Origin of the sequence: Halomonas sp. IOP_31 (assembly GCF_021151495.1) — a bacterium.
Taxonomy (GTDB): Bacteria; Pseudomonadota; Gammaproteobacteria; order Pseudomonadales; family Halomonadaceae; genus Modicisalibacter; species Modicisalibacter zincidurans.
The window spans coordinates 70900-91066 of the sequence record NZ_JAIRBP010000014.1 but is presented as its reverse complement, the minus strand read 5'-3'; the positions used below and the strand labels follow the sequence as shown (position 1 = coordinate 91066).

Here is a 20167-nt window from a genome sequence, read left to right as displayed (position 1 = left end):
CTGATCTCGGTACTTGATACGGTAAGGTGGCTCAGCCGTTCTTCGCGAACCGCCGTGGTACGGAACCGTATGCCCGGTGGTGTGGGAGGGCTCCGGGGGTGACCCCGGACCCTACCCGATTTCAGAACCGCCGAATGCCAGGTCATGGCCTGGCCACTGCAGGGCTATCGCAGATAGCGTTGTCGCTCGGGGCTTATCCCCAGCGCCCCTCGTCAGTTCAACTGCGATTGCTCTGCTGGCCACTGCGAGGAGATAGCGATGTCCGGGTACCGTGGACGCTTTGCCCCGACCCCCTCGGGGCCGTTGCATTTCGGTTCGCTGGTCGCCGCGCTGGCCAGCTTTCTGGACGCCCGCCACGTCGGCGGCGAGTGGCTGTTGCGGATCGAGGATGTCGATCCGCCACGCTGCCCGCCAGGCACCAGCGACACCATCCGCCGCCAGCTCGAGGCCTACGGCCTCAGCTGGGACGCCGCGGTGATGATCCAGAGCGAGCGCGACGCGCCCTATCAGGCCGTGCTGGCGCGGCTGGCCGAACAGCGCCTGGCCTACCCCTGCAGCTGCTCGCGCAAGGAGTGGCGGGACTACCCGATCTACCCCGGCTGGTGTCGCAGCGGCCCGCTGCGTCCCGAACGAGCATTGGCCTGGCGTCTGCGCAGCGAACTGGCGTTGCGCCCGGTGAGTTGGCACGACCGGCTGTTCGGCGAGCAGCGTTACGATCCCGCAGCGCTGGGCGATGTGGTGCTCAAGCGCAAGGAAGGCCTGTGGTCCTACCAACTCGCGGTGGTGGTCGACGACGCCGAGCAGGGCATCAGCGACGTGGTACGTGGCGCCGATCTGCTCGACAACACGCCCTGGCAGCTGCAGTTGCAGGCGGCGCTAGGCTATCCACAACCTCGCTACCTGCACCTGCCGCTGATCGTCGCCGCCAACGGCCAGAAGCTTTCCAAGCAGAACCGAGCCGCCGCGATCCCGGTGGGTGGCGACGCCCCGCGCGACTACCTGCACCGGGCCCTCGTCGCACTCGACCAGGCGCCGCCCCGCGAACTAACCGGAGCGTCGGTTACCGACCAGCTTGCTGCGGCGATCGCCGCCTGGGACCCTGCCCGCCTGCATCGCGAGGCCAAGCGCCAGGCGCCGGACCCGGCCTGACGACATCGGCCATCGCCGCGAATACGACTCAGGTCGGGTTGAGTATCCGGCCGGGATGTCCCTACACTCGCGCTTGCCTTTCCAGCCGGCACGGCCGAGGACTTGATCGTTGCCAGCCGGGCGGGTCAGGATATCGCCAGGCCGGCCAGCGCCGCGGCAAGCGCATCGTCCCTGTGGCCGCCCCCGAACCGAAGATGGTTGAAAAACGATGCCCCAGATTCTGATCGTCGACGACGAAGCCACTCCTCGACTGGCGCTGCGCCGTCTGCTCGAGCGCGGAGGGCACCGCGTCAGCGAGGCCACCTCGGTCATCGAGGCCCACCAGCTGGATCTGACGCAATTCGACCTGATCATCAGCGACCTGCAGTTGCCGGGCGAGCCGGGCACCGCGCTGATCGATGCCGTCGATTCGTTGCCGGTGCTGATCACGGCCCGCCACGTCAGCGTCCGTACGGCGGTCGAGGCGCTCAAGCAAGGCGCGGTGGACTTTGTCACCCAGCCCTACGCTCCCGACGAGCTGCTCGCCAGCGTCGCCCAGGCGCTCGATGAGCACGCGCCGCGCCGCGGCGCAGGGACCGACTCGCAACGCGGCAACGCCACACCTTCGGGAATGATCGGGCACTGTCCCGGCATGCTCGCGGTCTATACACGGATCCGCAAGACCGCACCCGCCGACGTGACGGTGCTCATTCAGGGCGAATCGGGCACCGGCAAGGAACTCGTGGCGCGCGCCATCCATCGTCAGAGCCGGCGCGTCAAGGCACCGCTGATCTGCGTCAACTGCGCGGCGATCCCCGAGACGCTGATCGAATCCGAGCTGTTCGGCCACGAGAAAGGTGCCTTCACCGGCGCCAGCGCGGCGCGCACCGGACTGGTCGAGGCCGCCGACGGGGGCACGCTGTTCCTCGACGAGATCGGTGAGCTGCCACTCGATGCTCAGGCACGGCTGTTGCGCGTGCTGCAGGAAGGCGAGATCCGCAAGATCGGCTCGGTCGAGACCCGCCATGTCGACGTGCGCCTGATCGCCGCGACCCACCGCGACCTCAACGCGCTTTCCAAGAACGGCGAGTTCCGCCTCGATCTCTATTACCGCCTCAACGTCATGCAGATCGATCTGCCGCCGCTGCGCGAACGCGAGGACGACATCCTCGAGATCGCCGACGTGCTGCTGGCCGCCGCCTGCCGACGCCACGCGCGCAGCGGTCTCAAGCTGTCGCGCACCGCCCGCCGCGACATCCGCGACTACCCCTGGCCGGGCAACGTCCGGGAGTTGGAAAACGCACTTGAACGCGGGGTGATTCTCGCCGAAGGCAGTCTCATCCATTCCGACGACCTGGGCCTCGGCCCGGTCATCGCTCGCCCTGCCCCCGCACGCAGCGCCGTCGCGGCCGGCGCCAGCTGCCCGGACAGCTTTGTCAGCGACCAGCAAGAGGACCTGTCCCTCGAGGATTACTTTCAGCACTTCGTCCTCGAGCATCAGGACCAGATGAGCGAAACCGAGCTCGCCCGCAAGCTGGGCATCAGTCGCAAGTGTCTGTGGGAACGTCGTCAGCGCCTGGGGATTCCTCGCAAGAAGACGCCGCGGAGCCGCTCGGCATAATCCTTTCGCAGGATTCGCGACCATGGTCTAACAGCATGCCGCAGCGCTTGTATGGATGATAAAGCCAGTTCGAGACGACCTGAGCGCACCACTTGTTACTGCTTCACCCACACATTTCACCATTGTGGCGCAACGGCGGTAACAGAAGCACCGAAGAGAACTTTGGCCTTGAGCCTCAGGAGTTGCAAGAGATTGATAAAAATTAAAAAGCCGGTAAGTGGCATGGTCGCTGCTACTTTACCAGGACAAGAAAAACAACAACTGCGGCGGCGCACAACAACAGCAACAACAGAATCGCCGCCGCAGTCAGAGGCTGGACAACACTAAGGACAACACAGCCGAGGCAGAGTTTCCGGGCCCAACAACAAAAAATTCCGGTTAGCAGCACCGACGACAAGAAGCACAACAGCGTCGGGACATTCCGGTGTCAATATCATCGGGACGCGACACTTCGCGCACAGGTTCAACAACAACAATAGGCCTGTCTGAGGAGTACCCTTGGCAACAACAACAACACGCCGAGGGAGGCAGACACCTGCCGTCGTGGTTGGATTATTGTTTTGAATACGAGGCGGTCGCCATCAGGAAGAGACCCAAGAACAACAACATGATGCTTGCCTGATGATTCGATTGGTGACTGTGGTGCGTATTCAAGGCGATGCGCCATCACGAAGAAGAATCAACAGCACGGACGCTGTCAGACTGCTTAAAAGGGAAGGCCACCGGCCTTCCCTTTCTACTTTCCGCCCAGCCGCTTTTATCCCTTCCTGCCACATCGGAGCTTTTAAGGTCTCGGCGCGTATCGGCATGCGATCGGTTCGCAATTCTCCGCGCCGCCCTTCACCAGCCCACGCTTTTGTCGGCGGCGCTTTGCAAGCCGGGGGGGCTCGGCTACACTGGGCGCTTTCCCTCAGACTGCGAGCACTATCGCGGCATGTTCAAAGGATTTACCCGCTTTCTCCAACGCCCCGGTGAACGTTTGAAGACTCTGTTCGGCAACCACGAGGGGGGCGGCGAACCCTCCGGTCTTAACATCCTTCCCCGGGAAGAGCACAGCATTTCCCGGCAGCTATTCAGCGCTGGCGCGCTCAAGGTTCTCTACCGCTTGCACAATGCCGGTTTCGAGGCCTACCTGGTCGGTGGCTGCCTGCGCGATGCGCTGCTTGGCAAGCCCCCCAAGGATTTCGACGTGGCCACCAACGCCACGCCCGAGGAGCTTCGCGACCTGTTCCGCAATTCACGGATCATCGGCCGGCGCTTTCGCATCGTGCATGTGCGCTTCGGCCGGGAAGTCATCGAAGTCACCACCTTCCGTGGGCGCCCCGGCGACGACCATGGCGAACATCTCGCCCACCAGTCCGAGGACGGCCTGCTGCTGCGCGACAACGTCTGGGGCAATATCGAGGAAGACGCGCTGCGCCGCGATTTCACTGTCAATGCGCTGTACTACAACATCGCCGATTTCTCGCTGCATGACTGGGCAGGCGGCCTCGCCGACATCGACGCGCGGGTGCTGCGACTGATCGGCGACCCGGCGACCCGCTACCGGGAAGATCCGGTACGCATGCTGCGCGCGATGCGCTTCGCCGCCAAGCTGGACTTCACCTTCGCCCCCGACACCGAAGCCCCGATTCACGAACTCGCACCGCTGCTGCTGCAGATCCCTCCGGCACGGCTTTTCGACGAGGTGCTCAAGCTATTCATGTCGGGCCACGGCGTGCAGAGCTTTCAGCACCTGCGCGAATACGGGCTGTTCGCCATGCTGTTTCCCGAAGCCGACGAGACCATGGCCGAGCTCGAGTGGGCCGAACCGCTACTTCTGCAGGCGCTGGCCAATACCGACGAGCGGATTCTCAACGAGCGCCCGGTCACCCCGGCCTTCCTGTTCGGGGCCCTGCTCTGGCCCAGCGTGCAGTGGCGCTCGCAGTGCCTCAGGGCCGAGGGCATGCCGCCGATCCCGGCCCAGCAGACCGCCGCCCAGCAGGTCATTACGCGCCAGCTCCAGCATACCTCGATCCCCAAGCGCTTCAGCCTGCCGATGCGCGACATCTGGGATCTTCAGGAGCGCCTGCCCAAGCGGCGCGGCAAACGCGCCTTCCAGATCCTGGAACACCCGCGCTTTCGCGCCGCGTACGATTTCCTGTTACTGCGCGAACATGCCGGCGAGATTGCCCCCGGACTCGGCGACTGGTGGAGCGCCTTTCAGGACGGAGACGAGCATGAACAGTGTCGCCTGCTGAACAAGGTCGACGCCGATCCGGCGGGTAGCGCGGGGCCGCGCAAGCGCCGGCCGCGCAAACGTCGCGGTGGCCGCCGCCAGGGCAGCAACCCCGGCGACGGCACTGACTGAGCGCATGGCGGCGGTACGGCACACGGTCTATATCGGCCTGGGCAGCAACCTTGCCGATCCCGTCAGGCAGGTCGAGCAGGCCTTCGATGAGCTGGATGGTCTGCCGCTCACTCGGCTAGCGGCGCGCTCGCCGCTGTATCGCAGCCGCCCCGTCGGCCCCCAGGACCAGCCCGATTTCGTCAACGCCGTGGCGCGTATCGTCACCCGCCTGTCGCCACTCGCCCTGCTCGATCAGCTGCAGGCCCTCGAACAGCGTCATCGCCGGGTGCGCCAGCGCCACTGGGGCCCCCGCACTCTGGACCTGGACCTGCTGCTGTTCGCCGACCGGCACTGGGCGTCAGCGCGCCTGACGCTGCCGCATCCGGCCCTGCTCGAGCGCGCCTTCGTCATGATCCCGCTGGCCGATATCGCTCCCGGGCTCGTGCTGGATGGCGCTTGCACGGCACAACGCGCCAGGAACTTCGCCGGCAGCGATCTCCAAGTACTGACAGCGCCGGGCCACTAACTTCGCCAAAGTCGAGCTTCGCCAAAGTCGAGCTTCGCCAAAGTCGAGCTTCGCCAAAGTCGAGCTTCGCCAAAGTCGAGTTGCAGCGTGATTGTTACCATTCCACACTTTCGCCCTGCATGGTAACAACCTTCGCAATACACGCCAGTTCCGGGCATAGCCGCACGCCCGGAGCGCAATATGAGAACCGCACGCCATGAAAACCGTCACCGTGAGTACGCTGCAGGCGGCCAAGCGCGCCGGCGAACCGTTCAGTTGCCTGACCGCCTACGACGCCTCCTTCGCCCATGTCGCCAGTCAGGCCGGCATCGAAGTCCTGCTGGTCGGCGACTCGCTGGGCATGGTCCTGCAGGGCCACGCCAGCACCCTGCCGGTCACCCTCGCCGACATCTGTTATCACACCCGCTGCGTGGCGCGTAGCAAGGGTGCCAGCCTGCTGATGGTCGACCTGCCGTTCATGAGCAACTCGAGCCAGGAACGCCTGCTCCAGGATGCCGGCGAGTTGATGCGCGCCGGGGCCGAACTGATCAAGATCGAGGGCGAGGCGTGGATGGCCGACGGCGTCAGGGAGCTGACGCGGCGCGGCGTGCCGATCTGCGCCCATCTCGGGCTGACCCCGCAGACCGTCTATCAACTGGGCGGCTACAAGGTCCAGGGGCGCGACGCCGCGCAGGCCGAACGGCTGATCGCCGATGCCCGCGCGCTGGTCGATGCCGGCGCCTCGGCGATCCTGCTCGAGTGCGTGCCGGCGAGCCTCGGCCGGGCCATGCAGCAGGCCCTCGAGGTTCCCGTGATCGGCATCGGCGCCGGCGCCGACACCGACGGTCAGATACTCGTCATGCACGACATACTCGGCATCAGCCAAGGGCGCACGCCGCGTTTCGTGAAGAACTTCATGCGCGAGGCCGACTCGATCCAGGGCGCCTTCACGGCTTACCATGAAGCAGTCAAGACACGCCGCTTTCCGGCCGAGGAGCATTGCTTCTGATGCACACCGTGACCGACATCGCCACGCTGCGTGAAAGCCTCGCCGAAGCGCGCCGCCAAGGCCGGCGCATCGGCCTGGTGCCGACCATGGGCAACCTGCATGACGGCCACCTGGCATTGGTCGCCGCCGCCCGCGAGCGCGCCGACTACGTGGTGGCGAGCATTTTCGTCAACCCGCTGCAGTTCGGCGCCGGCGAGGACATCGCCAGCTATCCGCGCACCCTGGACGAGGACCGCGCACGGCTCGCCCGCGCCGGCTGCGACCTGCTGTTCGCGCCCGGCCACGAGACCCTCTACCCGCAGGGCACCACGGCACAGACCACGGTTCAGGTGCCCGAGGTCTCGGAGGGTCTGTGCGGCGCCAACCGGCCGGGGCATTTCAGCGGCGTGGCGACCGTGGTCAGCATGCTGTTCAACCTGTTCCAGCCCGACCTGGCCTGCTTCGGCAGCAAGGATTTCCAACAGCTCGCGGTGATCCGCAAGCTGGTCGCCGACCTGCACTTCCCGGTCGAGGTCGTCGGCGTGCCGATCGTGCGCGCCGAGGATGGCCTGGCGCTGTCGTCGCGCAACGGCTATCTCAGTGCCGAGCAACGGGCCCGAGCGCCGCGCCTGTATGCCACGCTATGCCAGGTTCGTGATGCGCTGGAGCGGGGCACCGCACGCGAAGAGGCCTTGCGTCAAGGGCTCGCCCGGCTAGCCGAGGACGGCTTCAAGCCCGATTACCTGGAGCTGCGCCGATACGACGACCTGGCTGCGGTCAGCGACGACACCCGCATGGCGGTGCTGCTCGGCGCCGCCCACCTGGGTCCGGCGCGACTGATCGACAATCTCGCGGTGACGCTGCCGCACTGAAACCGGCCGAACCCAGCTCTTGCCCAAGCCCTTTTAGCCGGCGGAGACGCCGCCGGCGCTTTCCGCCTGATTGTCGATTGTCGCCATGCGCCCGAGTCCCCTATGCTGAACAGGTAAACGTTCGCCTCGTATCAAGGAGTCTCCCATGCAAGACGTGGTCATTGTCGCGGCGCGCCGCACCGCTATCGGCACTTTCGGCGGCTCGCTCGCCGGCATTCCTGCCACCGAGCTTGGCGTCAAAGTGATTCAGGATATCCTGGCGAGTACCGGCGTCGCCCCGGAGCAGGTCGACGAAGTCCTGCTCGGCCAGGTGCTTACCGCCGGCTGCGGGCAGAACCCCGCCCGCCAGACATCGATCCGTGCCGGCCTGCCCGAAGGCGTGCCGGCGATGACCATCAACAAGGTCTGCGGCTCGGGTCTCAAGGCGTTACACCTGGCGACCCAGGCGATCCGCTGCGGCGATGCCGAGCTGATCCTCGCCGGCGGCCAGGAAAACATGTCCTTGGCGCCTCACCTGTTGCCGCATTCGCGCATCGGCCAGCGCATGGGCGACTGGAAGGCCATCGACTCGATGGTTCACGACGGCCTGTGGGACGCCTTCAACGATTATCACATGGGCATCACCGCCGAGAATCTCGCCGACAAGTACGGCATCACCCGCGAGCAGATGGACGACTTCGCCGCCCAGTCGCAGCGCAACGCCAGCGCCGCCATCGAGTCGGGACGCTTCGACAGCCAAATCGTGCCGATCGAGATTCCCCAGCGCAAGGGCGATCCGGTCACCTTCGCCGCCGACGAAGGGCCGCGCGCCGGCATCACCGCCGAGAAGCTCGGTGCCATGAAGCCCGCCTTCAAGAAGGATGGCAAGGTCACCGCCGGTAACGCTTCATCGATCAACGACGGCGCCGCGGTGACGATGATCTGCTCCGCCGACAAGGCCCGCGAGCTGGGCCTCGAACCGCTGGCCCACATCAAGGCCTATGCCAACGCCGGCGTCGATCCGGCGATCATGGGCCTCGGCCCGGCACCGGCAACGCGGCGCTGCCTGGAGAAGGCCGGCTGGACCATCGACGATCTCGACCTGGTCGAGGCCAACGAGGCGTTCGCCGCCCAGGCCATGGCGGTCAACAAGGAGCTCGGCTGGGACGTCAGCAAGATCAACGTCAACGGCGGCGCCATCGCCCTGGGCCACCCGATCGGCGCTTCGGGCTGTCGCGTGCTGGTGTCGCTGCTCCACGAGATGATCGCCCGCGATGCCAAGAAGGGCCTGGCGACACTGTGCATCGGTGGCGGCCAAGGGGTGGCGCTGGCCATCGAACGCTGACGCCGAAGCGGAGACTGCAGCAAAGCGACGCCAGCGGCTCGAGCCGCTGGCGTCGTCGTTTCCGGCGGATTCCTCGCTTGGTTCAGCCGGCGCCTTGAGCGAACAGCACCGCCAGCACGATCGGCATGACTACCAGACTGCCCAGGTTGCCGATCAGCACCAGCGAGGCCACCGTGTGCGGCTCTTGGCGATACTGCTCGGCCACCAGATAGTTGAGCACCGCCGGAGGCAGGGCCGCGAAGACCCATAGCGTCGCCGCCTGCAGGCCCGACAGGTCGAGCCAGGCGATCAACGGCCAGGCCAGCGCCAGACCGCTCGCCGGGCAGGCCACGGCGCCCAGCACGCCCATCCGCCAGTCGCTGAAGTCGACGTCGAGCATGCGCACCCCGAGCGCGAACAGCATCAGTGGAATGCTCACCCCGCCGAGCATGTCGAGCGCTTCGAGCAGCCAGCCGGGCAGGTGGAGGCCGCTCAGATTGACCGCCAGCCCAGCCAGGCTGGCAAGCACGATCGGCATACGCAACAGCCGCCACCAGGGGGTGCGCGGGTCGAGCATGTACAGCCCCAGCGAAAAATGCAGCAGCATCTCGACGACGAACACCACCACCGCCGCGGGCAGCGCAGCTTCGCCGAATGCCAGCACCAGCAGCGGTATGCCCATGTTGCCGGTGTTGTTGAACATCATCGGCGGCAGGAAGGTTCGCCGGTTGAGCTTGAGCAGCGTCGCCAACGGCCACAACAGCAATCCCGAACCGAGTACAATCAGCCCGGCGGCCAGCGCCAGGTTGGCGTACTCCGCAAGCGGCGCCTGGCGATCGGCCAGCACCGCAAACACCAGCATGGGCACGAACAGCTCCATGTTGAGCGTATTGAGGCTGCGAATGTCGGGGGTGCGAAAGCGCCCGTAGAGCGTTCCGCAGCCGGCAATCAGGAACACCGGCAGCAGGGTCGAGAGAATCTTGGCCAGCATGCATACGACTCGGCGATCAAAGAGTGGCAGCCTAGCATGCCGTGGCTTGCGCGGCTCGTTCGGGCACGTCACCATAACCCAAGCATCCTCTCGAGACAGCGACTTGAAGCACTGTCCTGAAGCGCGCTCGACGAGCGCCAACCGATTCTTACGATCACGATACCGAGATACCATGAGCAAGTTCTGGAGCCCGGAAGTTCGCGAGCTGACGCCGTACGTCCCCGGGGAGCAGCCGCGCCAGCGACTGGTCAAGCTCAACACCAACGAGAATCCCTATCCGCCGGCCCCTGGCGTGGAGCGCGCGCTGCGCGAATTTCCCGCCGCTCATCTGCGCCGCTACCCCGACCCCGAATCGTGGGCCCTGCGCGAGGCGCTGGCCCGCGAACACGGCGTCGACGTCGACCAGGTCTTCGTCGGCAACGGTTCCGACGAAGTCCTGGCACTGGCCTTTCAGGCCTTCTTCCGCCAGTCGCGACCGCTGCTGATGCCGGCCATCAGCTACAGCTTCTATCCTGTCTACTGCCGGCTCTACGACATCAGCTACCGCACGCTGGCGCTCGACGATCACTGGCAGGTGCCGCTCGATGCCCTGAGCGCCGACAGCGGCGGCGTGGTGTTCGCCAACCCCAACGCCCCCACCGGCCACGGCCACCCGCGCTCGGCCATCGCCCGACTGCTCGAACAGGTTAGCGAGCGTGTGGTGCTGGTCGACGAAGCCTATGTCGACTTCGGCGGCGAAAGTGCGGTTCCGCTGATCGACATCCATCCCAACCTGCTGGTGGTCGGCACCTTTTCCAAGTCGCGCAGCCTGGCCGGCTTGCGGCTGGGCTATGCGTTCGGTTCGCGCGAGTTGATCGAGGGCCTCGAGCGGGTCAAGGATTCCTTCAACTCCTACCCCATCGACAGCCTGGCCAGCGCCGCGGGGATTGCGGCGCTGGCCGATCGCGGGCATTTCGAGGCCTGCCGCGAACGGGTGATCGCCACCCGCGAGCGCACCCGCCGCCGGCTCGATGAACTGGGCTTCGAGGTGCTGCCGTCGCAGACCAACTTCCTGCTTGCCCGGCACCACGATCTCGATGCCGGCGAACTGTTCGGCGGGCTGCGCGAGCGCGGCATCCTGGTGCGCCATTTCAACAGCGAGGCGCTGCGCGACTTCCTGCGCATCAGCATCGGCACCGACGATGAGATGGACAGCCTGATCGAGGCGCTCGAGGCGATCTGCCGCTGAGCGCATCGCTCTGCACAAACGCGTACGCCTGAATGAAAAACGGCCCATCCGCTTGGCGGATGGGCCGTTCCGTTGTTTGGCCTTACGGCCAGGCCGGGTTGTCCCGGCCGGACTGATCCGTTACTCGGCCAGGCTCGCCTCGAAGGCTGCCTTCTCTTCGGCGGTGATCTCCTTGATCGACAGCTTCACGCGGTTGCGGTTGTCGATATCGAGCACCTTGACGATCACTTCGTCGCCTTCGTTCATGAAGTCGCGCACGTCATTGACCCGCTCGGGCACGATCTGCGAGATATGCACCAGCCCATCGGTGCCCGGCATGAAGTTGACGAACGCGCCGAAGTCGGCAATCCGCACCACCTTGCCCTGGTAGAGCTTGCCGATTTCCGCCTCGGCGGTGATTCCCAGCACGGTGTCGATGGCGCGCTTGGCGGCCGCCTTGTCCTCGGCGTAGATGCGCACGGTGCCGTCATCGTCGAGATCGATGGACGCGCCGGTGTCGTCGCAGATCTTGCGGATCGTCGCGCCGCCCTTGCCGATCACGTCGCGGATCTTGTCCGGCGAGATCTTGATGGTTGCCATCGACGGCGCGTTGACGGAGACCTCCTCGCGACTCTGCGCGATCACCCGGTTCATTTCGCCGAGGATATGCTGGCGGGCTTCGTGAGCCTGCTGCAGGGCGGTCTCCATGATCTCTTCGTTGATGCCCTCGATCTTGATGTCCATCTGCAGCGCGGTGACGCCTTCCGCCGAGCCGGCCACCTTGAAGTCCATGTCGCCGAGGTGGTCCTCGTCGCCGAGAATGTCGGTAAGCACGGCGAACTTGTCCCCGTCCTTGACTAGACCCATGGCGATGCCCGCCACCGGCGCCTTGAGCGGCACCCCGGCATCCATCAGCGCCAGCGACGAGCCGCACACCGAGGCCATCGAGCTCGAGCCGTTGGATTCGGTGATCTCGGACACCACGCGAATGGTGTAGGGAAACGCCTCGTCGCTCGGCAGCATCGCCTGGACGCCGCGCCGGGCGAGACGCCCATGACCGATCTCGCGCCGCTTGGGCCCGCCCATGAAGCCGGCTTCGCCGACGCTGTACGGCGGGAAATTGTAGTGCAGCAGGAAGCGATCCTTGCGCTCGCCTTCCAGCGACTCGATCAACTGGGCGTCGCGCAGCGTGCCCAGCGTGGCGATGACTATCGCCTGGGTCTCGCCGCGAGTGAACAGCGCCGAGCCGTGGGTGCGCGGCAGCACGCCGACCTCGATGTCCAGCGGGCGCACGGTCTTGTGGTTACGGCCGTCGATGCGCGGCTCGCCGTCGATCACCCGGCGGCGCACCACGCGCTTCTCGAGACTGGCGAAGGCGCCACCCACCTCGTCGGCATCAAACTGACCTTCACCATCGCCGGACAGCTGCTCCACCGCCTGACGCTTGAGTTCGCCGAGGGCATCCTGACGCGCCATCTTGTCGGTGATCCGGTAGGCTTCGCCGACCTGGCTCTCGAAGCCGCTGGCCAGCGCCTCCTTGAGTGCAGCGTTTTCCGTCGCCGGCTGCCAGTCCCACTTGGGCTTGCCGGCCTCGGCGACGAACTCGTTGATCGCGCTGATCGCCACCTGCATTTCCTGGTGACCGTAGAGCACCGCGCCGAGCATCTCGTCCTCGAGCAGTTCCTTGGCCTCGGATTCAACCATCAGCACGGCCTTGTCGGTACCGGCGACGACCATGTCCAGCTCGGAGACCGCCAGTTCCTCGACGCTGGGGTTGAGGAAGTAGCCGCGATCTTCGCTGAAGGCCACCCGTGCGGCGCCGATCGGCCCGCTGAACGGCACGCCGGAGATCGCCAGCGCCGCCGAGGTGCCGAGCATCGCGGCGATGTCCGGGTCCTGGTTACGATCGGCGGAGAGCACGGTGCAGACGACCTGGACTTCGTTCATGAAGCCCTTGGGAAACAGCGGGCGAATCGGCCGGTCGATCAGCCGCGAGGTCAGCGTTTCCTTCTCGGTCGGACGGCCTTCGCGCTTGAAGAAGCCACCGGGGATCTTGCCCACCGAGTAGGTCTTTTCCTGATAGAACACCGCCAGCGGGAAGAAGTCCTGCCCCGGCTTGATGTCCTTCCTGGCGACCACGGTGCACAGCACCACCGCGCCGTCCATGGTGACCTGCACGGCGCCGGTGGCCTGACGGGCGATGCGCCCGGTTTCGAGGGTGACGGTGCTCTGACCGTACTGGAATGTCTTTTTGACCGGATTCACGGTGACTTCCTTCAACTTGTCTGTTTCATGTTGGGGTCTTTTTGACTCGGCGACCATTTTAGGAGTTCACGGGGTCAAGGGCTACCGCACCCCCATAAAAGAACAAGCAACCCCGAGGGGTTGCTTGTTCATCATCATCCGCGGACAGGCCTTGCTTAGCGACGCAGGCCCAGACGCTGGATCAGCGACTGGTAGCGCCCCAGATCCTTGCGCTTGAGGTAGTCGAGCAGCTTGCGGCGCTGGTTGACCATGCGGATCAGGCCACGACGCGAGTGGTGGTCCTGCTTGTTGGTCTTGAAGTGCGACTGCAGGCCATCGATGTTGGCACTCAACAGCGCCACCTGAACCTCGGGGGAACCGGTGTCGTTGTCACCACGGCCGTATTCGTTGACGATCTCGGCCTTCTTTTCAGCGGTCAAAGCCATCTGTCTCTCCAGTAAGCAATATGCCTGAGCATTGAATGTCGGAGACCACGCATATTTGCAGTCTCCAGGGTCGCGCCACTTAAATCCCAGTGGCGAGAGCCGCCAGCCGCGGTCAGGCGGCGGCGACCAGGCGGCGCGGAGCGATCTCCCCTGCCGCCGTTACCGCGACCAGGCCCAGAAAGGCCGCATCGCGATAGAGTCTAACCAGGCTGTCGTTGGTCAGCCCGATGGTATCAACAGGCGCCCGCTGGCCATGAAGCACGCGCTGCGCGGTGGCGTCATCGACGTCCAGACGCGGCAGATGCGCAACCAGCACGTCCATCGGCAACAACGCTTGGTGCCCGCCATCCGTCAGCCCGGCCTCCAGGGTCGCGAAGTCGAACATGTCAGCGGCCTTAAAGGGCCCGGTCTTGAGCCGGCGCAGCGCACTGATATGCGCCCCGCAGCCCAGCGCCGTACCGATGTCCCCGGCCAGCGTACGAATGTAGGTGCCCTTGCTGCAGGCGACTTCCAACTCGAAGCCCGCCGGCTCGCGGCCGATCAGCCGCGTATCGTAAACCGTCACGCGGCGCGGCGCACGCGCAATCGTCTTGCCCTCGCGGGCCAGTTGATAAAGCGGCTTGCCTTGATGCTTGAGCGCCGAATGCATCGGCGGGATCTGCTCGATCTCGCCGCGGAAATCGCCCAGCACCCGTTCGATGTCGGCCGCCTCGAGTGCCGGTACCGGACGCCGCTCGATCACCTCGCCGTCGGCATCGCCGGTGTCGGTGATCTCGCCGAGTCGCACGTAGGTGCGGTAGACCTTGTCGGCCTCGAGCAGCTGCGACGAGAACTTGGTCGCCTCGCCGAAGCACACCGGCAACAGCCCGGTGGCCATCGGATCCAGCGTGCCGGTATGCCCCGCCTTCTGCGCCTGGTAAAGCCGGCGTACACGCTGCAGGGCATGGTTGCTGGACACGCCCCGGGGCTTGTCCAGCAACAGCACGCCATCGATCGGCAGGCCGCGGCGACGACGCGCCATCAGCGTTGGCCTTCCGGTTCGTCGCCCTCGGCCACATCGCCGTGACGCGCCCGGTCGGTCTCGACCGCCTCGTCGATCAGCGACGACAGCTTGTGTCCGCGAACCACGCTCTCATCGAAGTGAAAGCGCAGTTCCGGCACGTGGCGCAGCTTGATCCGGCGTGCGATCTGGCTGCGCAGAAACCCCCCGGCACGCTTGAGTACCGCGAGGTTCTCCTTGATCCGCTCAGGCTCGTCGTCGCCCAACAGGGTGACATAGACGTCGGCGTAGCCCAGGTCGCGGCTGACGGTCACGCCACTGACGGTGACCATGCCCAGCCGCGGGTCCTTGATCTCGCGCTGGATGAGCACCGCCAACTCCTGCTGGAGCTGGTCGGCCACCCGGTCGGTACGCTTGAACTCGCGCATCGGCTCACTCTCCTCGCTGCGTCATCGGCGTCGACATACCATTCGTCACAGGCTGCGCTCGACCTTGACCTGATCGAAGACCTCGATCTTGTCGCCGACCTGGACGTCGTTGTAGTTCTTGACGCCGATACCGCACTCCATGCCGTTGCGCACTTCGCTGACGTCGTCCTTGAAGCGGCGCAGCGATTCCAGCTCGCCCTCGTAGATGACCACGTTGTCGCGCAACACGCGGATCTTCTTGTGGCGATGGACGCTACCCTCGACGACCATGCAGCCGGCCACCGAGCCGATCTTGGGCGCGCGGAAGACGTCGCGGACCTCGGCGATACCGACGATCTCTTCCTTCCACTCCGGCGCCAGCATGCCGCTCATCGCCTGCTTGACTTCATCCACCAACTGGTAGATGACGCTGTAGTAGCGCAGGTCCAGCCCTTCGCGCTCGACGATCTCGCGCGCGGCGGCGTCGGCACGCACGTTGAAGCCGACCAGAATGGCGTCGGAGGCCAGCGCCAGGTTGGCATCGGTGCCGGTGATGCCGCCGACCCCGGAGGACACCACGGCGACTTCGACCTCGCCGGTGGAGAGCTCCTCGAGCGCCCCGCGGATCGCTTCCAGCGAGCCCTGCACGTCGACCTTGAGGACGATATTGACCTTGGCCACCTCGTCCTGGCCCATCTGCGAGAACATGTTCTCGAGCTTGGCCTTCTGCTGACGCGCCAGACGCACCTCGCGGTACTTGCCCTGACGGAAGTTGGCGACTTCGCGGGCCTTCTTGTCGTCGGCCAGGACCATGAAGTCCTCGCCGGCTTCGGGCGTGCCGTCCAGGCCCTGGATCTCCACCGGCATCGCCGGGCCGGCTTCGTCGACCTGCTTGCCGAGCTCGTTGGTCAGCGCGCGAACGCGGCCGTAGTGCAGGCCGGCCAGCACGATGTCGCCCTTCTTCAGGGTGCCGTTCTGGACCAGCACGGTGGCCACCGGGCCGCGCCCCTTGTCAAGCCGCGACTCGACCACCACGCCCTTGCCGGGCGCCGCGGGAACGGCCTTGAGCTCGAGCACCTCGGAGACCAGCAATACCGCCTCGAGCAGGGCATCGATGCCTTCGCCGGTCTTCGCCGAGACGTGCACGAACTGGGTATCGCCGCCCCACTCTTCGGAGATCACGCCGTGCTGGGACAGCTCGTTCTTGACCCGGTCGGGATCGGCGCCCTGCTTGTCGATCTTGTTGACCGCGACCACCAGCGGCACTTCGGCCGCCTTGGCGTGCTCGACCGCCTCGATGGTCTGCGGCATCACGCCGTCGTCGGCCGCGACCACCAGGATGACCACGTCGGTCGCCTGGGCGCCGCGGGCACGCATGGCGGTGAACGCCGCGTGGCCCGGGGTGTCGAGGAACGTCACGCCGCCGTGCTGATCCTCGACGTGGTAGGCGCCGATGTGCTGGGTGATGCCGCCGGCCTCGCCAGTGGCGACCTTGGTGCGCCGGATGAAGTCGAGCAGCGAGGTCTTGCCGTGGTCGACATGACCCATCACCGTGACCACCGGCGAACGCGTGATCTCCTCGCCCTCGTAGGAAATGCCCTCGAGGACTTCGGTCTCCAGCGCGTCGTCCTTGACCAGCTTGGGCTTGTGGCCCATCTCCTCGACGACGATCGCCGCGGTGTCCTGGTCGATGGTCTGGTTGATGGTCACCGCCGCGCCCATGGTGAACATGGCCTTGATGACTTCGTTGGCCTTGATCGCCATCTTGTCGGCCAGATCGGCGACGCTGATCGACTCGGGGATCGCCACCTCGCGCACGATCGGCTGGGTCGGACGCTGGAAGCTGTGCTTGCCACCGCCGCCGCTGTCGCGGCCGCCGCGCCGGCTACCACGCCGCTCGGCACGCTTGACCTTCTTGCCGCCACCGCGACGGCGCTCGGCGCGCTCCTCGCGATCTTCGTCACGACTGGTGTCGCGATCCTTCTTGGCGGCGGCCTTCTTGGGATTGGCGCGGCGGTTGTCGCTGCGCGGCTCCTTGGGCGGTGCCTCGACGATCGGCTCCGCAGGCGGCTCGCCAGCGGCAAGATCCTGCTCGGAGCGGATCTCGTCGGCGGCCGGCGCGGTAGTTTCCGCCTGGGCGCTGTTATCGGACGTTGCCGGGACCTCGACGCCCGACGCAGTGGCGCCCGACGCGGCGGCGCCCGAAACGTCCGGCTGAGCCTCGGCGGCCTTGGCCTGGGCCTCACGCTCCGCCTGTTCGCGCGCCTGAGAGGCATCGGCCATGTCGCCGACCAGCTGACGCGGGCCCTGTTCGGGGGCCTGCGCCGCCGGCTCCTCGGCTTCCTCGCGCTTGACGTAGGTACGCTTCTTGCGGACGGAAACCTCGATCGACTTGCCGCGACCGTCGCCCGAGCGAATGCGACTCTTGGTCTTGCGTGTCAGGGTGACGCGATTCTTCGGTACCTGGCCGCCGCCATGACTCTGAGTGAGGTGGTCGAGCAGGCGTTGCTTGTCCTCTTCGGACACCGCGTCGCCTTCCGCCTTGTGGGGAAGCCCGGCTTCCTGCATCTGTTCCAGCAGGCGGGGCGCCTCACGCCCCACCTTGGCTGCAAAATCCTTAACTGTCATCTCTGCCATTACGACCCTCCTGAGCCCGTGACCTAGTTACTCTTGACTCTCGAACCAGGGCGCACGGGCGGTCATGATCAGTGCCGCGGCGCGCTCTTCGTCTACATCCTCGATGTCCTTGAGGTCATCGACAGATTGTTCGGCAAGGTCTTCCATGGTGACGATGCCACGACTGGCCAGAGTGAAGGCCAGGTGACGATCCATGCCGTCCATCTCGAGGAGATCCTCGGCGGGCTGAGCGCCGTCGAGTGCCTCTTCGGAAGCGATTGCCAGGTTCAACAGCTCATCTTTTGCGCGTGCGCGCAACTCCTCTACCAGGTCCTCGTCGAATTCTTCGATCTCCAGCATTTCCTCGAGCGGTACGTAGGCGATCTCCTCGAGCGAAGTGAAGCCTTCGTCGACCAGTATCCGGGCCAGCTCATCATCGATCTCGAGATGATTGATGAAGTACTCGACCAGCGTGTCGACTTCCTGCTCGCGCTTGCCTTCAGCCTCGTCTTCGGTCATTACATTGAGCGCCCAGCCTGTCAGCTCGCTGGCCAGGCGAACGTTCTGCCCGCTGCGGCCGATGGCCTGGGCCAGATTGTCCTCGGCGACCGCCACGTCCATGGCGTGGGTATCCTCGTCGACGAGAATCGAGGCCACATCCGCCGGCGCCATGGCATTGATCACCAGTTGGGCCGGGTTGTCGTCCCAGAGGATGATATCCACGCGCTCGTTGCGCAGTTCGTTGGATACCGCCTGGACGCGGGAACCGCGCATCCCGACGCAGGCGCCGACCGGGTCGATGCGCTTGTCGTTGGTCTTGACCGCGATCTTGGCCCGCGACCCCGGGTCGCGAGCCGCGCCCTTGATCTCGATGAGCTGCTCGGCGATTTCCGGCACCTCGATCTTGAACAGTTCGATGATCAGCTCGGGACGCGTGCGGGTCAGGATCAGTTGCGAGCCGCGGGCTTCGGCGTCGACCTTCCACAACAGCGCGCGGACCCGCTCGTTGAGCCGGTAACGCTCGCCGGGAATCATCTCGCTGCGCGGCAGGAAGCCCTCGGCGTTGTCGCCCAGGTCGATGATCAGCCCATCGCGGGTAGTCTTCTTGACGATGCCGGCGATCAACTCACCTTCACGCTCGGCGTAGTGCCGCACGATCTCGGCACGCTCGGCCTCGCGAACCTTCTGCACGATGACCTGCTTGGCGGTCTGTGCCGCGATGCGCCCGAAGGCGGCGTTCTCGATGCGCTCCTCGACCACATCGCCGAGCGTCAACGGCGGGTCGCGCCTCTCGGCGTACGACTGCTTGATTTCGGCATCCGGATTCTCGAAGTCATCGTCCTCGACTACCGCCCAGCGACGAAACGTCTCGTAGTCGCCGGTGGCGCGATCGATCTGCACGCGTACGCTCGCTTCCTGACCTTCGAAACGCTTGCGTGATGCGCTGGCCAATGCCGCCTCGACCGCGCCGAAGATAACGTCGCGGGGTACACCCTTTTCGTTCGAGATCGCATCAACGACCAGCAGAATCTCTTTGCTCATGCCTTAAGCCTCGCCAGAAAACCAGTCCTCATGCACCGAACTGCGGCACGATCCGCGCCTGTTCAATGCCATCGATGGGAAAGCAGTACTCTTCGCCGTCCAGCTGCAGCAGCACCTCGTCATTCTCGACGCCCGCCAGCAACCCCTTGAACTTGCGACGCCCTTCGAACGGCGCCCGCAAGCGCAGGGATACCTGATACCCCTTGAAGCGCGCGAACTGCTCAAGATCAAACAAGGGGCGATCCATGCCGGGTGACGACACCTCGAGCTGATACTTGCCGGGAATTGGATCCTCGACATCGAGTACCCCGCTGATCTGACGACTGACGTCGGCACAGTGATCGACCGTGATGCCCACCGGGCTGTCGATGTACACCACCAGCCGGGACTGCTTGCCCTGGGGCAAAAGCTCGATCCCCCAGAGTTCAAAGCCCATGGCCGTGACCACCGGCTCGATGAGTGCGTTCAGCGCAGCGTGCTTGTTTGCCACAGACGAAGGCTCCTACAGCAGTTGCATCAGGCACCTGACCCAGGAGTAAAGAGGAAAGCTAGGTGGCTGATTGGCATTAGTGTCAACAACTCAGATGGCCAAAATCAGGCTGCTAACAAAAAGCCCCTTCATAGGAAGGGGCCTTTCACAACAAACTTGGTAGCGGGGGCCGGATTTGAACCGACGACCTTCGGGTTATGAGCCCGACGAGCTACCAGACTGCTCCACCCCGCATCATAGGTTGGCGATTATAGGAACTCGCTCGCGCTCCGGTCAAGGAAACGAGCAGATCGCCATGTCCAGCCAATCGTGCTCCCGAGCACCGCTTGCTGGGGCGCTCAGGTGGTGCCGAAGGGGGGACTTGAACCCCCACGACCATAAGGCCACTACCCCCTCAAGATAGCGTGTCTACCAATTCCACCACTTCGGCATCAGGGGCGAACAAGAGGCAGAATAAATCCTGCGACTGCCTTCCGTT

Annotated in this window: 16 protein-coding genes and 2 tRNA genes; 8 read left to right on the top strand and 10 right to left on the bottom strand. The window is 65.3% G+C overall.

Annotated elements, in window-relative coordinates; genetic code table 11:
* The first annotated feature begins 258 nt into the window (after nucleotides 1–258).
* The 7 genes from gluQRS to K7I12_RS09415 all read left to right on the top strand — a co-directional run bounded on the left by gluQRS (nucleotide 259) and on the right by K7I12_RS09415 (nucleotide 8767).
* Entirely contained in the window at nucleotides 259–1149 is an 891-nt protein-coding gene (gene gluQRS / locus K7I12_RS09445; RefSeq protein ID WP_031385281.1) for a tRNA glutamyl-Q(34) synthetase GluQRS, read from the top strand.
* A 208-nt stretch (nucleotides 1150–1357) separates the two neighbouring features.
* On the top strand, nucleotides 1358–2749 hold the full coding sequence (locus K7I12_RS09440) for a sigma-54-dependent transcriptional regulator (RefSeq protein WP_031385280.1): 1392 nt from the start codon (nucleotides 1358–1360) through the stop codon (nucleotides 2747–2749).
* 934 nt (nucleotides 2750–3683) lie between these two features.
* Nucleotides 3684–5099 carry a polynucleotide adenylyltransferase PcnB gene (gene pcnB / locus K7I12_RS09435; protein WP_231664001.1) on the top strand — a complete coding sequence of 472 codons (1416 nt, stop codon included), beginning with the start codon at nucleotides 3684–3686 and terminating at the stop codon, nucleotides 5097–5099.
* 4 nt (nucleotides 5100–5103) lie between these two features.
* The gene (gene folK, locus K7I12_RS09430) at nucleotides 5104–5604 is read left to right on the top strand and encodes a 2-amino-4-hydroxy-6-hydroxymethyldihydropteridine diphosphokinase (RefSeq protein WP_035575422.1); all 501 of its coding nucleotides are present in this window, start codon (nucleotides 5104–5106) and stop codon (nucleotides 5602–5604) included.
* A 196-nt stretch (nucleotides 5605–5800) separates the two neighbouring features.
* Nucleotides 5801–6592: a 3-methyl-2-oxobutanoate hydroxymethyltransferase gene (panB, locus tag K7I12_RS09425; RefSeq protein WP_031385277.1), complete on the top strand. Its 792-nt coding sequence runs from the start codon at nucleotides 5801–5803 to the stop codon at nucleotides 6590–6592.
* A complete protein-coding gene (gene panC / locus K7I12_RS09420; RefSeq protein WP_031385276.1) occupies nucleotides 6592–7443 on the top strand; it encodes a pantoate--beta-alanine ligase in 852 nt (283 codons plus the stop codon). Before panB ends, panC begins: the two co-directional genes overlap by 1 nt.
* Before the next feature lie 145 nt (nucleotides 7444–7588).
* Nucleotides 7589–8767, top strand: a complete 1179-nt coding sequence (locus K7I12_RS09415; RefSeq protein WP_031385275.1) for an acetyl-CoA C-acetyltransferase — start codon at nucleotides 7589–7591, stop codon at nucleotides 8765–8767.
* An 82-nt stretch (nucleotides 8768–8849) separates the two neighbouring features.
* On the opposite strand, the gene K7I12_RS09410 is transcribed toward K7I12_RS09415, so the two are convergent.
* The gene (locus K7I12_RS09410) at nucleotides 8850–9737 is read right to left on the bottom strand and encodes an AEC family transporter (RefSeq protein ID WP_031385274.1); all 888 of its coding nucleotides are present in this window, start codon (nucleotides 9735–9737) and stop codon (nucleotides 8850–8852) included.
* Between the two features lie 172 nt (nucleotides 9738–9909).
* On the opposite strand from K7I12_RS09410, the gene hisC reads away from it, so the two are divergent.
* On the top strand, nucleotides 9910–10965 hold the full coding sequence (gene hisC, locus K7I12_RS09405; protein ID WP_031385273.1) for a histidinol-phosphate transaminase: 1056 nt from the start codon (nucleotides 9910–9912) through the stop codon (nucleotides 10963–10965).
* A gap of 120 nt (nucleotides 10966–11085) precedes the next feature.
* Here hisC and pnp read toward each other — a convergent pair whose 3' ends face one another.
* The 9 genes from pnp to K7I12_RS09360 form a co-directional block, all read right to left on the bottom strand.
* Entirely contained in the window at nucleotides 11086–13209 is a 2124-nt protein-coding gene (gene pnp, locus K7I12_RS09400) for a polyribonucleotide nucleotidyltransferase (RefSeq protein ID WP_031385272.1), read from the bottom strand.
* Between the two features lie 155 nt (nucleotides 13210–13364).
* Entirely contained in the window at nucleotides 13365–13634 is a 270-nt protein-coding gene (rpsO, locus tag K7I12_RS09395; RefSeq protein WP_031385271.1) for a 30S ribosomal protein S15, read from the bottom strand.
* A 112-nt stretch (nucleotides 13635–13746) separates the two neighbouring features.
* Complete coding sequence (gene truB, locus K7I12_RS09390; RefSeq protein ID WP_031385270.1) at nucleotides 13747–14655, bottom strand: tRNA pseudouridine(55) synthase TruB; 909 nt, start codon at nucleotides 14653–14655, stop codon at nucleotides 13747–13749.
* Nucleotides 14655–15062: a 30S ribosome-binding factor RbfA gene (gene rbfA, locus K7I12_RS09385; protein ID WP_031385269.1), complete on the bottom strand. Its 408-nt coding sequence runs from the start codon at nucleotides 15060–15062 to the stop codon at nucleotides 14655–14657. The genes truB and rbfA overlap by 1 nt, the downstream gene beginning before the upstream one ends.
* Nucleotides 15063–15107: 45 nt before the next feature.
* A complete protein-coding gene (gene infB / locus K7I12_RS09380; RefSeq protein WP_031385268.1) occupies nucleotides 15108–17678 on the bottom strand; it encodes a translation initiation factor IF-2 in 2571 nt (856 codons plus the stop codon).
* Between the two features lie 27 nt (nucleotides 17679–17705).
* Nucleotides 17706–19199, bottom strand: a complete 1494-nt coding sequence (gene nusA, locus K7I12_RS09375) for a transcription termination factor NusA (protein WP_031385267.1) — start codon at nucleotides 19197–19199, stop codon at nucleotides 17706–17708.
* 28 nt (nucleotides 19200–19227) lie between these two features.
* Nucleotides 19228–19689 carry a ribosome maturation factor RimP gene (rimP, locus tag K7I12_RS09370; RefSeq protein ID WP_031385266.1) on the bottom strand — a complete coding sequence of 154 codons (462 nt, stop codon included), beginning with the start codon at nucleotides 19687–19689 and terminating at the stop codon, nucleotides 19228–19230.
* A gap of 157 nt (nucleotides 19690–19846) precedes the next feature.
* Nucleotides 19847–19923 (bottom strand) — tRNA-Met (locus K7I12_RS09365).
* Nucleotides 19924–20032: 109 nt separating this feature from the next.
* Nucleotides 20033–20119 (bottom strand) — tRNA-Leu (locus K7I12_RS09360).
* Nucleotides 20120–20167 lie beyond the last annotated feature (48 nt).

Coding starts and splice junctions, on each gene's coding strand:
- gluQRS (WP_031385281.1), top strand. CDS start 259: ATGTCCGGGTACCGTGGACGCTTTGCCCCGACCCCCTCGGGGCCGTTG.
- K7I12_RS09440 (WP_031385280.1), top strand. CDS start 1,358: ATGCCCCAGATTCTGATCGTCGACGACGAAGCCACTCCTCGACTGGCG.
- pcnB (WP_231664001.1), top strand. CDS start 3,684: ATGTTCAAAGGATTTACCCGCTTTCTCCAACGCCCCGGTGAACGTTTG.
- folK (WP_035575422.1), top strand. CDS start 5,104: ATGGCGGCGGTACGGCACACGGTCTATATCGGCCTGGGCAGCAACCTT.
- panB (WP_031385277.1), top strand. CDS start 5,801: ATGAAAACCGTCACCGTGAGTACGCTGCAGGCGGCCAAGCGCGCCGGC.
- panC (WP_031385276.1), top strand. CDS start 6,592: ATGCACACCGTGACCGACATCGCCACGCTGCGTGAAAGCCTCGCCGAA.
- K7I12_RS09415 (WP_031385275.1), top strand. CDS start 7,589: ATGCAAGACGTGGTCATTGTCGCGGCGCGCCGCACCGCTATCGGCACT.
- K7I12_RS09410 (WP_031385274.1), bottom strand. CDS start 9,737: ATGCTGGCCAAGATTCTCTCGACCCTGCTGCCGGTGTTCCTGATTGCC.
- hisC (WP_031385273.1), top strand. CDS start 9,910: ATGAGCAAGTTCTGGAGCCCGGAAGTTCGCGAGCTGACGCCGTACGTC.
- rpsO (WP_031385271.1), bottom strand. CDS start 13,634: ATGGCTTTGACCGCTGAAAAGAAGGCCGAGATCGTCAACGAATACGGC.
- truB (WP_031385270.1), bottom strand. CDS start 14,655: ATGGCGCGTCGTCGCCGCGGCCTGCCGATCGATGGCGTGCTGTTGCTG.
- rbfA (WP_031385269.1), bottom strand. CDS start 15,062: ATGCGCGAGTTCAAGCGTACCGACCGGGTGGCCGACCAGCTCCAGCAG.
- infB (WP_031385268.1), bottom strand. CDS start 17,678: ATGGCAGAGATGACAGTTAAGGATTTTGCAGCCAAGGTGGGGCGTGAG.
- nusA (WP_031385267.1), bottom strand. CDS start 19,199: ATGAGCAAAGAGATTCTGCTGGTCGTTGATGCGATCTCGAACGAAAAG.